At 60.8% G+C, this 14,053-nt stretch carries 14 protein-coding genes and 1 pseudogene; 4 read left to right on the forward strand and 11 right to left on the reverse strand.

From position 1 onward, the window contains the following. Positions 1-349: TCP-1/cpn60 chaperonin family protein (locus tag NKH04_RS31585; RefSeq protein ID WP_352922529.1), on the reverse strand; the 349-nt coding region annotated here is incomplete at its 3' end. 113 nt (positions 350-462) lie between these two features. Next, a complete protein-coding gene (locus NKH04_RS31590) occupies positions 463-777 on the reverse strand; it encodes a co-chaperone GroES (protein ID WP_352542955.1) in 315 nt (104 codons plus the stop codon). 492 nt (positions 778-1,269) lie between these two features. Here NKH04_RS31590 and NKH04_RS31595 point away from each other — a divergent pair. From NKH04_RS31595 to NKH04_RS31610, 4 genes and pseudogenes are all read left to right on the forward strand, one after another. Next, a pseudogene (locus NKH04_RS31595) lies at positions 1,270-1,532 on the forward strand (hypothetical protein). Next, positions 1,529-1,846 (forward strand): hypothetical protein, encoded by a 318-nt coding sequence (locus tag NKH04_RS31600; RefSeq protein ID WP_352542956.1) that lies wholly within the window; start codon positions 1,529-1,531, stop codon positions 1,844-1,846. Before NKH04_RS31595 ends, NKH04_RS31600 begins: the two are co-directional and overlap by 4 nt. A 143-nt stretch (positions 1,847-1,989) precedes the next feature. Next, positions 1,990-2,232 (forward strand): hypothetical protein, encoded by a 243-nt coding sequence (locus NKH04_RS31605; protein ID WP_352542957.1) that lies wholly within the window; start codon positions 1,990-1,992, stop codon positions 2,230-2,232. Beyond that, complete coding sequence (locus NKH04_RS31610; RefSeq protein ID WP_352542958.1) at positions 2,229-2,420, forward strand: hypothetical protein; 192 nt, start codon at positions 2,229-2,231, stop codon at positions 2,418-2,420. The genes NKH04_RS31605 and NKH04_RS31610 overlap by 4 nt, the downstream gene beginning before the upstream one ends. Positions 2,421-3,026: 606 nt before the next feature. Here NKH04_RS31610 and NKH04_RS31615 read toward each other — a convergent pair. From NKH04_RS31615 to NKH04_RS31655, 9 genes are all read right to left on the reverse strand, one after another. Next, positions 3,027-4,040 (reverse strand): ABC transporter substrate-binding protein, encoded by a 1,014-nt coding sequence (locus tag NKH04_RS31615; protein ID WP_352922522.1) that lies wholly within the window; start codon positions 4,038-4,040, stop codon positions 3,027-3,029. Between the two features lie 687 nt (positions 4,041-4,727). Then, on the reverse strand, positions 4,728-5,972 hold the full coding sequence (locus NKH04_RS31620) for a response regulator (RefSeq protein ID WP_353045514.1): 1,245 nt from the start codon (positions 5,970-5,972) through the stop codon (positions 4,728-4,730). Further along, on the reverse strand, positions 5,890-6,255 hold the full coding sequence (locus NKH04_RS31625; protein WP_352542845.1) for a response regulator: 366 nt from the start codon (positions 6,253-6,255) through the stop codon (positions 5,890-5,892). The genes NKH04_RS31620 and NKH04_RS31625 overlap by 83 nt, the downstream gene beginning before the upstream one ends. Continuing rightward, positions 6,252-8,906 (reverse strand): GAF domain-containing protein, encoded by a 2,655-nt coding sequence (locus NKH04_RS31630; protein ID WP_353045515.1) that lies wholly within the window; start codon positions 8,904-8,906, stop codon positions 6,252-6,254. The genes NKH04_RS31625 and NKH04_RS31630 overlap by 4 nt, the downstream gene beginning before the upstream one ends. Further along, entirely contained in the window at positions 8,872-9,456 is a 585-nt protein-coding gene (locus tag NKH04_RS31635) for an SCO family protein (RefSeq protein WP_353045516.1), read from the reverse strand. The genes NKH04_RS31630 and NKH04_RS31635 overlap by 35 nt, the downstream gene beginning before the upstream one ends. Beyond that, positions 9,453-10,463, reverse strand: a complete 1,011-nt coding sequence (locus NKH04_RS31640) for an ABC transporter substrate-binding protein (protein ID WP_352976213.1) — start codon at positions 10,461-10,463, stop codon at positions 9,453-9,455. The genes NKH04_RS31635 and NKH04_RS31640 overlap by 4 nt, the downstream gene beginning before the upstream one ends. Before the next feature lie 32 nt (positions 10,464-10,495). Then, positions 10,496-11,503, reverse strand: coding sequence for an ABC transporter substrate-binding protein (locus tag NKH04_RS31645; RefSeq protein ID WP_352976210.1), 1,008 nt, complete (start codon positions 11,501-11,503; stop codon positions 10,496-10,498). A 45-nt stretch (positions 11,504-11,548) separates the two neighbouring features. After that, a complete protein-coding gene (locus NKH04_RS31650) occupies positions 11,549-12,556 on the reverse strand; it encodes an ABC transporter substrate-binding protein (protein ID WP_352542840.1) in 1,008 nt (335 codons plus the stop codon). 30 nt (positions 12,557-12,586) lie between these two features. Further along, a complete protein-coding gene (locus tag NKH04_RS31655) occupies positions 12,587-13,600 on the reverse strand; it encodes an ABC transporter substrate-binding protein (protein WP_352542839.1) in 1,014 nt (337 codons plus the stop codon). Between the last annotated feature and the right edge of the window lie 453 nt (positions 13,601-14,053).

Genomic DNA, 14,053 nt, shown 5'->3' on the forward strand with positions numbered 1-14,053 from the left:
TGAGGTCCATCGGGTTCATGCCGGCGGCAACGAATTTGGCGCCCTCGCGCAGGATGGAAGCGGCAAGCACCGTGGCGGTGGTGGTACCGTCGCCGGCGAGGTCGTTGGTTTTCGAGGCCACTTCGCGCACCATCTGCGCGCCCATGTTTTCGAACTTGTCGGAAAGTTCGATTTCCTTGGCCACCGTCACCCCGTCCTTGGTGATGCGCGGCGCGCCGTAGGCCTTGTCGATGATGACGTTGCGGCCCTTGGGGCCGAGCGTCACCTTGACGGCGTTGTTGAGGATTTCGACGCCGCGCAGCATGCGGTCGCGGGCGTCGGTGGAGAATTTGATTTCCTTGGCAGACATTTTTTATCCCGTCGAATTTGGAGTGGAACGGTCGCCGCGCGGAACGCGCTGCGCTTGTTCTTTCAAATACTGGAGCGACCTTTGCGCGCCTTGAGGGACACGCGCCGCTCCAGTCAGGCGGCCTTCTTGGCTTCGACAGCTTTGTCGATGACGCCCATGATGTCGGCCTCCTTCATGATCAGAAGGTCCTCGCCGTAGATCTTGACCTCCGTGCCCGACCATTTGCCGAACAGGATCAGGTCGCCGGCCTTGACGTCGAGCGGAACAAGCGCGCCATTCTCGTCGCGTCCGCCCGGGCCGACGGCGATCACTTCGCCTTCCTGTGGTTTCTCCTTGGCATTGTCGGGAATGATGATGCCGCCCTTGGATTTGGTGTCGCCTTCGGCGCGGCGAATGACGACGCGATCGTGGAGTGGCCGGAATTTCATGGGGAACTTCTTTCTGGGGCCAGCATAGGCGGCCGCTACCCCTGATATAGGCGCGTTGGCACTCGATAGATAGGAGTGCCAGAATTATTTCTGGCCAATGGCCAAGAATTCGAATGATATAATTCGAGACGCCAGAAATTCGTTCGGATGTGAGGAAAACTTTGTGCCGGCTTGAATTTCGCGGATGCGGGTTATTATTTCAAAGATCAAATAAAGGAGGCCGCGACCTTGTTTGGAACTCAATTGAGGCGCATAGGTAAAACTTGTTGATTTGGGTCGAGTTGGCTTTGTGTCAGAGCCCCGCCATTCACCACCGAATTCTCGAAAATGAGTGCATGCGCCGGTCCGGCGCACATCTCGTTCCGTTCGGATCCTGGAATGAAACCGACGCTGACCACGGATGTACTGGCAGCGTCGGGCATCGTCCCGGCGGTTCGAGTGGGACTGATACGGAAAGGCGCAGCCGCCCGTTTCCGCGGAAAGCCGCAATTCATGACCAGCCGCACCACAAATACAGTCGTTCGCTTCAAGTCGGCGTTTTCGCTGCCCGGCTTTGATACACCGCAACCGCCCGGAGAGTATCGGGTTGACCATGACGAGGAGGCCCTCGAAGGGACTTCCCAGATCGCATGGCGCCGCGTGGCCACCTTCATTCACCTCCGGCGATCACCGCGAGCGGTGCTACGCAGCAGATGGTGCCGATCGAACCGGCATTGCTTCAAGCCTCGCTGGAGCTGGACGAGAGACAATCATGAGAACCACAACCCTGATGCAACGCAACGCACGCCCAGTCCGCCGCGAAGCCGCAACGCATCTCTTTGCCGTCGGACAAGCTGTCCGGCTGAAGAGCGGCATCGGCACGTTTCCAAAGGCCGCGGAAATCTACCGCGTCACAGCAAGGCTCCCGCCGAGCGGAAATTCGCTGCAGTACCGCATCCGCAGCGACGTCGAACTTCATGAACGGGTGGCGATGCAGGACAGTCTCGAACCGGTCGACACTTCGCCCGGTGACAGCACAACGCTCATCGAAAGGATCTTCGAACGTGTCAAAGGGACAGAAATGGTTTAGCCGGAAGATCGGGAACCCGACGCAGGAGAAGGTCCCGCCCAAGCCTGAAAGCGTATTCGGCGCCCACACCAGAGTTGCAGCCGATATCAATGCCCGGCGCGGCAAGGGCAAGAACTGACGTAGCGACACGGGCACGGATGACGATGAAGATCGTGATCGAATTCTATCGCACCCGAACCTCGGACGATGCGCATGCCGTGGTCGGGCGCGAGACGGCGCAAGCGGCCAACCTCGACCATGCGCTCGAGATCGCCAGGCTTTTGGCCAAAACCTTGAACATGCCGCAGCGGCCGGACGCCATGACGATCGCCGACGCGAAGGGCGCAACGCTCTATTCCGGCGTTCTGGCCACGGAAGCGATCAATGAGGAAAGGCCAACGCCATGAGTGCCCGTAGCAACGAAACCGATCGGCAGTGCAACGCCGCCGGGCTTGCGGTCTGGGAAAATGAGGGTGGGACATCGGGACGCGACTTCGCGGACCGTCAATATGGCCGCCGCGTCGAGGCGGATCGGTCCTGGACCGTCTATCATGTCTTCAGCGGAATTCCGGCGCTGATCGACGTGGTGCCATGACCGGCCTCAGCCGGTCGGATGCGACGCGCAGCATGTTGTCCCTCAATCAGCGCAATGCCGAGTGCCAGAGGGCGTGGGTTGCGGCGCCGCCAATTGTCCCACACGAGGCAGCGGCGGGCCAATCATGACGCTCTCCTTCCCAAACCCCAGCCGCAGATTCGATGAAGTGTGCGATTTTCGGTAGGTAGGCCCCGAATCACGAACGTTCTGATAACACCGGAATGTCGCCTCCTGGAGCAAGCGACCAACGCAGTGCCGCAGTCGAGAACGGCTAGCACCGTCGTTGCGGCCAAGATGGAGGTCGCCAGCGGAATGGCGCTCACGTTTGCGACATTTGTTGCCGTGTGGTTGCTGTTGATGGAAACGGCTGCTCCCACGAAACAGCAGTCCTCCAGAGACAACTAATATCTGCAGGCTGGTTGCTGCCACCATCGGGCCGCGTTGGTCGCCGCGAAAATCGCGCAGCGACACGCGCGTCCCGTCCTGCGATGTCAACGTGATGTCCTGAGCCATTCCGATTGTCGGCAGGCGCTCGTCCTTCGGCGCGTCGTGCTCACTCGCCCGCGCTATGACCAGCGCCAAGGCGTGACTGCGTCTGCTAGGGTCTCAGGCCTTCAACTCGCGTTTGAGCTCCTCGAGGAAACGCCAGTCCGTTCCGTTGGACAGGATTTGTTGCGGGCTCGACTTGATCATGCCGGTCTCCTGCATGCGCAGCGCATAGAAGCGCACGCTGTCTTCGGCGTCGAACACGCGCCACTTGTCGTGCTGAGCACCGTTCAGCGTCCCAAGCGCTTCGTCATAGTTGGGTAGAAAGCCTCGGTCGACGAGCTGCTGTGCCGCCAACGACGGATCAGAAGCGCACAGGTCAGCGGATTTGAGAATGGCGCGCAACACCCGCTTCGTCGCGACCGGGTATCTGCTCACGTAGTCCGCATTGCCGGCAACCATGCAGCAAAAGTATTGCGACCACGGGCGGTCGGTCCCGTTGTTGACGATCGTATGGCCGATCTTCCGGGCGTGCAGGATCTGCGGTTCGGGCGGACCTGCCATGTAGGCATCGACCTTGCCGTCGATGAACATTTGCATGGGGGCCTGTTCTCCCTCCACCCACTCGATATCGTGCACCGGATCAAGCCCGACATAGTTGGCCATGAGGGCCGTCAGGATGTGAGGATGCGACTCCACCGACCCTCCCCCGACGCGCTTGCCCCGCAGATCCCTGATGCTGCGGACGCTGTCGTTGCCGATCAGTTCGAAGCAGCCGGAATGCACGCCGATCAGCACTTTGACCGGCACGCCGGCGTCGATGGACCTAATGTGCATCGACGGCATGTTCATGTCGAAATCGATCAGGCCGGCGGAGAGCCACTTGGAATTGTCGACGTGGGTGTCGCCTTCGACATATTGGATATCGGTGAAACCGTCGGCGCGCAGAAGTTCTCCGGCAAGGTAGATGGACGCCCAACAGTAAGCGCCTCCGACCCACTGCCCCAAGCGGACGGTTGTCGTTTCCAGAGCAGGCTCCCCGGCCGCACTGGATGTGCGAACATTGAAGAGCCCGGCACCGCCGATCGCCGACAGGCCGGTCAGGAATGTGCGACGATTCTGCATTAGCTTCATCGGGACGCTCCTTTGGCAAATTGATCATCCCTAGGAATCAACCAAATGACCCCAATAGAGGACGGACAATGCGTGAGCGCGCCGAGTAATCGCGAGTTGGAGCACGCCCTGTATAAAGGCGGGAGTCTTGTCGTTCTTCAGTCGCTGGCCAAGAACGCTTTCAGCCAACGATTAACGACCATACGCCTTGTCAACGTTCGTGGCGAGGGCAATGCTCTCAGCCAGGGCCAAGCCCTTTACGGAACCCTCGTACCTTCCAGGGCGCTGACAAAACGGATCGTCGGGTAGTTGCCAAAAGGCGCCTTCTCGAACCAATTCGAGACGTTCGAGTTCATCCCACGTGACGACTGGATCGGGTCCAAAGTTCGCGTTGGCAGAGGGCTGGCTTGCGCCACAGACGCTGCACCCATCCGCTACGGCCATCTTGTCCAGGCGCTGTTCATAGGTTGGGCTGGACTTCCGGAAACTCCTGTCGCGCCTTGTGGCGACCGGGCTTGAAAGAAGCCAACCAGGTATCTGTAACGTGCCTTGCGAGCTGACGTTGGGAAGTTTCCCCGAGCGAGGCGAATAGGGAGCAACGGCCATGGAGCTCAAAGGCCGTCCAATCGCTGATCGGTCTAGCTGCCCGCATCATTGTATGGCCCATTCAGCGCAGGAGGCGATCTATCTCATTAGGCACAGTGATCCCTAGCTGGGCCGGCCGATCCACCGCACAATTTGATAGGCAGGCATCGGTCGGCGAAAGCCCTTCAGCGTCAGTTCGCCAACGGCGACGGACTCAACCAGGGATTCGACGGCACCAACGACCCGCTGGCTGACGAGAATCTGGCCTGGCCTGGCTTCCTCGCATAATCGGGCGGCGTGGTTCGACACTGTGCCTATCACTGCATAATCGGCGCGCTGATCGAAACCGATCCGCCCGATGGTTGCATGGCCTCGGGCGATGCCGATTCCGAAGCCGAGCAAGTGATCGCGCTTGCGCCATTGCTCTGAATGCTCGTCAATCGCATCACGCATCGCCGCAGCCATGCGGACGGCTCTCTCCGTATGGTCGGCGCAGGGCAGTGGATCGTTGAAAACGACGACGATACCGTCGCCCACGAATCGCTCAAGAGTTCCCTCGTAGCGGACGATTTGTTCACCAAGACAGGCGTGGTATTCGCCAAGAACCGCCATCACCTCCTCAGGTTCGGCAGTCTCGGCGAAGGCTGTAAAGCCGCGTAGATCGCAGAAAACGACGGTCACGTCGCGACGGTGACTTTGCAGAAGCGTGTCGCCATTTCCCGCCGCAAGGATCAGGTCGGCGACTTGCTCGGGCAGGAAACGCCGGAGTCGGCCCATTCGCTCGATCTCGATCACCTGATCCGCCAGGGTCTGCTCGAGCGAGCGGTTCCAATTGGAAAGCTGTGCGGCCTGTTCCTGGAGGAGTTGGGCCTGACTTGCGACGGTATCGTGAAGCGCCTTCTGGCGAAGCATCGAGCGCACCCGCGCCAACAGCGCCCTGTGCTCGAAGGGCTTTGTCAGGTAGTCGTCACCCCCGGCGTCCAGCCCCTCGACAAGATCACGCGTATCGGCCTTCGCGGTGACGAGGATGACCGGAATCGCCTGCAGCGAGATGTCCTGCTTGAGCAGGCGAACCACGCTGATACCGTCGAGCTTCGGCATCATGATGTCGAGCAGGATCAGATCCGGCGTGAGTTCGCGAGCTTTTGCAAACCCCTCTTCACCATCGGCGGCGGTCGCCACTTCGTAGCCATTCGCCTCGAGGCGCATGCGCAGGATCTCGAGGTTTTCCGGAGTATCGTCGACCGCGAGAATTCGGGGCGGATCATGCAAGACGTTGTCTCCTTCAGGAAAGGAACTGCCGAACCATTGCGAGCAGCTCGCGCGGACTGAAGGGCTTGGCAATGTAGCCATCGCAACCTGCAGCAAGGGCTTTCGCCTCATCACCCGACAGCGCGTAGGAGGTGACGGCGATGATCGGGATGTGCCGCACCGTTGGGTCAGCCTTGATGCGGCGGGCCGCTTCATACCCGTCGATCACCGGGAGCTGAATGTCCATAAGGATCAGGTCTGGCCTGTGCGCTCCCGCTGCAGCGATGCCGGCGGCGCCGTCCGCCGCCTCGATCAGTTCGTATTCGGTGGTGGCAATGAGATCGCGGATGATCTGGCGGTTGTCCTCGGTGTCTTCCACCATCAGGATTCGTTTGGTCATGCCGCCCTCGCGTCCCCATTCACCCGGATTGGTATCTTCAGCCGGAATGTCGATCCTGACCCGAGCACGGACTCGACGTCTATGGTCCCACCATGCATTTCGACGATGCGCTTTGTGATCGCCAGGCCGAGACCTGTGCCACCCTTCTGCCTGGTGCTGCTGTTGTCGACCTGCTGGAATTCTTCGAAGATGAGAGCCTGGTCCTTGGACGCGATGCCGGGACCTGTATCCCGGACGGTGATCTCGAAATGTCCGTCTACCGCGCCGGCAAGAATGTCGACCGCACCCGTTTCGGTGAACTTGACGGCATTGCCTGCAAGATTGAGCAGGACCTGCATCAAACGGCGTTCGTCCCCGCGGCCGATTGGAAGGTTTTCGGCAACAGTCGTTGAAAGCTCAAGACCCTTCGCTCGTGCCAGCGGCTCGACAGCCGTAACGGTCAATCGAACAATCTGCGCGACGGAGTAGTCCTCGATCGCCAGCGTGAGCTGGCCGGCTTCGATCTTGGAAAGGTCGAGTACGTCGTTGATGAGCCCGAGGAGGTGGCGGCCGTTTGCCTGCACGCGCGCGACGGTCGTCTTCGCCTTGTCCGGGAGTTCGCCGTAGATGCCGTCGACCAGCAGTTCTGTGAAGCCCAAGACTGAATTGAGCGGTGTCCTGAGCTCGTGGCTCATATTCGCGAGGAACTGGGACTTGTGGCGACTGGCGGCCTCCAGCTCCCGGCCTTTCTCCTCGATCTCGCGGAACAGCTTGGCATTCTGGATCGCGAGCACCGATTGGGCAGCGAAGGTCTCCAGCAGGTGGACAACTTGCTCATGGAAGACACCTGGCTTATGGCGCCTGACGACCAGGGCACCGACGATCTTGTTGGGCCTCAGCAGCGGAACGATCAGGATACTGCGATATCCGGCTTGGACGACCGTCTTTCTTACAAGCAAGGATGAGGTCTCCTGGCTGAGGTCGGGAAACTGCACCGGCATGCAGCGCCCGGGTGCGTCGCCGATCCCCATATCGGCCAGCCCGATCGTCTGGTGTGAGACTGCGGCTATAAGCTCATCGCTCATACCGAAGTTTGCGCGCGGACGGAATTGTTGCCGAGTGCTGTTGAACACGTAGATGGTGCCAGCGTCCGTCTCCGACAACTGGACCGCTTTGGCGACGATCGTTTTCAGCACCGTGTCGAGATCCAGCGTCGAATTGACCGCCTTGCTCACCTCACCAAGCGCCTCGAGCTCACCAACAGACGCGGCAAGCTCGCGCGTTCGTGACTGCACCGCCCCGAAGAGCCGCGCATTCTCGATGGCGATCACCGCCTGGTCGGCGAATGTCTCGACGAGCGCGATCTCCTTGGGATTGAAAGATTGCGGCTCAACCCGGGTCATGACGAATACGCCTACGAGATCACCCTCCCGCAACAGCGGGGCAGCGAGGACGGTGCGGAACCCGCCTGCCTCAGCGATCAGGGCCACGCGGTAGTCCGGATCAGCGGTCACGTCTTCGATTTGCACGATCCGACGTTCTTCGATTACGCGCCCTACGGCGGAGCCTCGGCCTGCGGCAAGCGCTGGAAGTGGATTGGCGTCGACATAGGCGCGGAAACTGGGCGGGTAGCCATGCGTCGACACATAGCGGAATACGCCATCCAACAACTGCACGATACCACCCTTGTCGGCACGGCAGAGCCTGACAGCCGATTCCACCAACGTATCGAGCACGACCTGTAGATCGAAGGTAGAGCGGCTGATGACCTTCAGAACATCTGCAGTGGCTGTCTGCTGCTGAAGGGCCTCGTCGAGCTGCTGGGTGCGCGTCTCAATCTCCTGATATAGGCGCCCCAGCTGGTCGGAGGTCTGGTTGACGTTAGCGGCGAGCACTCCAAGTTCGTCGCGATTGGCGACGGCAACGTGTTGGGCGAAGTCGCCGGCCGCTATTTGACTGAGACGCGTCTCGATCTTCTTGACCGGTTCGATCAACGACCAGGAGATGATGTAGCCAAGCGCAAGCGCGAACAGGATGCTGCCCACAGCAAAAGCGACCACGATCAGTCGAGAGGTGCCGTACGCCCCCTCGCTCGCTTCGATGGCCGCGACCATGTCGGCTTCGGCCATGTTGACCAGCTGGTTCGTCAGTCGCTCGAGGCGGTCGGCCGACGGCATGATCTCATCGAGCTGAACCTTGCGCGCCTCCTCCGTGCGACCGGCGCGGAAGAGCTCCGCGACATGCGTCACGCCGGCCGCAAGCCGTTCGTATTCCTGTCGGACCTGGCCCAGCACCTCCGCCTCAGTTTTAGCGACGAACTCCATGCGGTCGAGGTCGTAGCCAAACTGGTTGAGCTGGCGCAGCGCCCCATCCAGCATCCGGTCGTCCTGAAGCAACAGGGCGGTGGAGATGCCGTAGAGCTGGGCGGTCGTGTCGTGCTGCACCTGGCGATAGGCCGCGATCCTGCGCTGCAGCTTGATCAGCTCGTTTGTTTGATCATTGACCCCACTCAGCACCTGCAACCCGACGGCCCCCAGCACGATCAACAGGCCGACGATCGACAGGAACGAGATCAAGAGCTTGGTCTGGACGCGCGCCGGCAGCCGGGCAACCCAGCCGACTAGCCGGTTCGTTATGTTACTTGGATTCGTCCAAGAGGCTGAGAAGGTCACCCCGGAACTCCTCTAGGTCGAACCGAACGCCGAGATACTGTACGCGTAAGATGCCGTCCGGGTCCACGAGCGACGTCAGCAATGTGTGGTCGACGTCACCATCCGCCGTTTTCTTCGCGATGACGCCGTATTTCCGTCCAACCTCATGGACAATCGCCGGATCACCGGTAAGAAACGACCAGCCCTTCAGATCGGCGCCAAAATTCTGTGCATATTCCTTCAAAACATCGGGGGTGTCGCGCTCCGGGTCGACGGTGATCGAAACGAAGGCGATTTGGGGTCCGAACGCATTACCCAACTCCTCCTGCACGCTGGCCATATGGGCGGTCAGCATGGGGCAGACGTCGGTACAGTGCGTATAGATGAATGAGACGGCGACCACCTTGCCGCGAAAGTCGTGCAGCGACACGCGCACACTATCCTGCGATACCAAGGTAAAGTCCGGCGCCTGTCCGATCGTCGGCAGGCGCTCGTCGTGCCGCGCGTCGTGCGCGTGTGCCGGCCCGGCCATCAGCGCCAGCACCAAGATGCGCGCCGGCCACTCGCTCACGTTTTCATCTCGCGCTTGATCTCGTTGAGGAGGCGCCAATCCGTGCCGTTGGCGATAATCTTGTTAGGGCCGGCCTCAATGAAGCCGACTTCGTTCATCCGCAGTGCGTAGAAGCGCATCGTGTCTTCGGGGTCGAACTCCCGCCACACGTCGTAGCGCGCTCCTCGCAAGCCCTCCAATGCATAGTCGTATCGATCGGTGAACTTGCCGTCGACCGATAGTTGCGCAGCCAGTTGCGGATCCGACACGCAGATGTCGGCGCCCTTGAGGATGGCTCGCAGCACGCGTTTGGTCGCCACCGGGTGTCTGTCGACATAGTCCGCGCGGCCGGCAAGCATGCAGCAGTAGTGTTGCGACCATGGCCGGTCGACGGTCGTATTAAGGATTGTGTGGCCGACGTTCCGGGCGCGCTGCTCCTGCGGCTCGGGTGGCACCGCCAGAAAGGCATCGACCTTTCCTTCGTTAAATAGTTGCATCGAGCTGACATCCGGGTTCGCGACCCACTTGAGATCGGTGGCGGGATCGAGACCGACATAGGCGGCCATGAGGGTTACGAGCATGTGCGGAGCTGACGTCAGCGCGAACACGCCCACCCTCTTGCCCTTGAGGTCGGAGATGCTGTTAATGCTTTCGTTGACGATCAGTTCGAGGCAGCCGGAGTGCAGGCCGGTGACCACCTTTATCGGCATGCCGGCCTCGATCGCCATGATGTGCGGTGGCGGAAAGTCGGTGGCGAAATCCAGTTCGCCGTTTGCGAGCATCGCGAACGGATCGGAGTCGGCGGCCAAGTCTATGTAGCGTACATCGGTGAACCCTTCGGCCCGCAATAACTCCCCGGCGATATTCTTGGGTGCTTCGCAAAGGGCGCGGAACGTCCTTGGCAAACGCACTGTCGTGGTCTCTGGCGCCGGCTCGGCATGAGCCGATGTCGGCACTTTGACGAGACCCGCGGCGCCGACCGCCGACAGGCCCATCATGAAGTGGCGGCGGCTCTGGACAATCTCCATGTCACGTCTCCTCTCCCTCGGCACGAGCAGACTCAGCCTTTCATCTCGCGCTTGACCTCGTTGAAAAAGCGCCAATCCGTGCCGTTCGCGATGATCTCGTTTGGGCTCGACTTGACAATCCCGGCTTCATGCAGCCGCAGCGAGAAGAACCTCATCGTGTCCTCGGGATCGAAGTCGCGCCAGTTAGAGTATGGGAGCTCGCGGAGCGACTGCAAAGCGTAGTCGTATTGTTCGGTGTGTCCGCGATCCACCAGAAGGCGTGCCACCCGTTCCGGTTCAGCCGCGCAGATGTCGGCCGATTTGATGATCGCCCGGATGACCCGCTTGGTGGCGGCTGGATTTTTCTCGGCATACGCGGCGTTGACCGCCAGCATGCAGCAGTAATATTGCGACCACGGTCGGTCCTTGGAACTGTCGAGGATGACGTGGCCGACTTTGCGGGCGCGGAGGTCTTGAGCCTCAGGCGGAAAAGCCAGGAAGGCGTCGACCTTGCCATCGGCGAAGAGCTCCGCCGGCTTTGCCTCGCCGACGATCCATTCGATGTCGCGTTGCGGATCGAGGCCGACATAGGTCGCCATGGCGCTGACGAAGATATGTGGATCCGACGATAGATTGCCGCCGACGCCGACCTTGCGGCCCTTGAGATCCGCGATGCTCTTGATGTCCTCGCGTCCGAACAACTCGTAGCAGCCGACATGCACTCCGGAGATCACCTTGATCGGTGCGCCAGTGTCGACCGGAATGATTAGGGCCGTGGCAAAGTCAATGCCGAAGTCGATGTCCCCGCGCGCCAGCATCTCGGTCTGGGCGATACCGGCCTCGGCGGCCACGAAGCCGAAATCTGAGAACCCCTCTGCGCGGATCAGATCCTCGGCGACGTACTGCGGAGCGATGCAGATACCAGGCGCCGCCGCAAAGCGGGCGGTCGTGGTTTCAGGTGCCGCTTCGGCGGCGGCCGCGTTGCGGCCCTTTGCAAGACCCGCGGCTGCGAGCGCAGACAGGCCTGTAAGGAAACGGCGACGGTTCTGGACAATCTGCACGAGTCTCTCCTTCCCTTGAAAAGGCAACGCGTATTGGCGATAGGTCTACGTCTTCAGCTCTCGCTTTAGCTCATTGAGGAAGCGCCAGTCTGTTCCGTTGGCGATGATCCTGTCGGGTGTGGACCCGATCAAACCGATTTCCTTCAGCCGCAGCGCATAGAAGCGGACGGTGTCAGTTGAATCGTAGTCCCGCCATTTCCGGTAGGGCAACTCGCTGATCGCTGCGAACGCGTCATCGTAGCGGCTGGCGAATCCGCCCGCGACCAAGCGCTCGGCAACCAAGGCCGGCGCGGCGGTGCATAGATCCGCGGCCTTGAGGATGGCGCGCAGCACCCGCTTGGTAGCAACCGGATGCGCGGCCACAAAATCGCTGTTGCCGGACAGCATGCAGCAAAAATATTGCGACCAAGGTCGGTCCACTGTGCTGTTGACGATCACGTGCCCGACCTTGCTGCGCCGCAATTCCTGCGGGTCCGGCGGAAAGCCCAGGAATGCATCGATTTCGCCCCGCGCGAACAGCTCCTTGGGCTTGACCGCCGGGTCCACCACCCAGTTGATGTCGCGCGCCGGATCGAGCCCGACATAGGCGGCGATGCTGGCGAGGAACAGATGCGGCCCCGAACCGAGCCCCTGGACGCCGACGTTCCGGCCTTTCAGATCGACGACGCTGTCGATCCCGTGCTTGGCAAACAGCTCGAAGCAACCGGGATGGACGCCCCCGAGCAGAGTGAGCCGCGCACCGGAGTCCAAGGCGACGATCGAATTTGTCACGAAGTTGAGGCTAAAGTCGATCTCGCCATTCGCCACCGCGGAGGCCGTGGCCGCACCGGGGCCTGCCGCGACATAGGCAACCTCGGTGAAGCCCTCAGCGCGCAGCAGGTCCTCTACAACATACTGTGGCGCCACGCAGATGCTAGGGATCTTGGCCAAGCGAATGCGTGTGGTCTCCGGCCCTGGCTCGGCAAGAACTCGAGTTGGAGCGCCGACGAGGCTTGCGGTGCCGGCAGCCGTCAGGCCGGCCAGGAAGCGCCTGCGGCTCTGAATGATTTGCATGTCTACGTCTCCCCTCGAGACCAGATGGGATCAGGTTTTCAGCTCACGCTTCAACTCGTCGAGGAAGCGCCAGTCCGTTCCGTTGGCGATGATCTGTTGTGGGCTGGACCTGATCATGCCGGTCTCCTGCATGCGCAGTGCGTAGAACCGCAAGGAGTCTTCGGGATCGAATTCCCGCCAGCGGTCGTACCGAATGTCCTTCAGAGTTTGGAGCGCGTAGTCATAGCTGGTCTCAAAATCGCGATCGACCATCTGCTGGGCCACACTTTCGGGATCTGACACGCAGAGGTCGGCGGCCTTGAGGATGGATCGCAAGACCCGCTTGGTCGCCACCGGGTATCTTGTCACATAGTCCGTCGTGGCCGAGATCATGCAGCAGAAATACTGCGACCACGGGCGGTCGACGGCATTGTTGAGGATCGTGTGGCCGATCTTCTTGGCGCGCAGCTCCTGCGGCTGGGGCGGCGTCCCGAGGAATGCGTCGATCTTCCCTTCGACGAAGAGTTCCGTCGGCTTGACGTCGTTAGTCAAGACCCATTGGATATCGTTCACTGGATCGAGTCCGACATAAGCGGACATGAGGGACAGCCACACGTGCCGCGAGTTGTTGAAACCGTTCACGCCCACTCTCTTGCCCCGCAGATCCGTGACGCTGCGAATGCTCTCCTTGGCGATCAGTTCGAGGCATCCCGAGTGCAAGCCGGTCAGCACCTTGATCGGCACGCCGGCGGCGATCGACGCGACCTGGTTCGGCGCAAAGTTCACGGAGAAATCGGTCTCACCGCGTGCGATCCATACCGATTGGTTGACGCTTCTGTCGCCTTCTATGTAGCGGACATCGGTAAGACCCTCGGCGCGCATCAGTTCTCCGGCGATGTACGCACCTGCCCAACAGTAGGAACTACCGACCCACAGCGGCAGACGAACCGTGGTCGTTTCCAACGGCGGTTCCGCGTGGAGTGACCCTGGAACACCGACGATACCGGCAGCGCCTGCCATTGCAGCGCCGGCTAGGAACCGGCGGCGGGTTTGGATGATCTGCATCAGAACGCTCCTCTTCCGATTGGCAAAAGCAATACTGGCCGGAACCGAGGAAAAGAGGTTTCAGCAGAGGCAGATGGTCTGGTGAGCGCGACGAGTAGTTGTGGAACCTAGCGCGCCTAGTCCGATGCGAGAGTCTTGCGCTCTCAGTCGCCGGCTCATTTATTAGCAACAGACGATATGCCACGATACGCCCAATTTGCGTAGGTAGCGAGCGCAAAACTTGCTACGCCGAACGTCCCGCCAGCGCCTCGCTGTCATGGAGACTGTTTACGGGGTTGCGAATGGCCAGTTCAAGTTTGCTGCGGCCGGACCCACCCGCTGAACGTCCGCTATCGTTCTTCGGACGTCAAAAGCCGCCATTCCGCTGTCGTGAAGAGTTTCGGGCGCCGGCAGGCGTACGAAAGTCCCCGAGGAAGGAACCCGCGGGCCACAGGCGATGGCTATGGGGATTTC

The sequence above is a fragment of the Mesorhizobium sp. M1365 genome (genome assembly GCF_040317865.1).
Classification (GTDB): Bacteria; Pseudomonadota; Alphaproteobacteria; order Rhizobiales; family Rhizobiaceae; genus Mesorhizobium.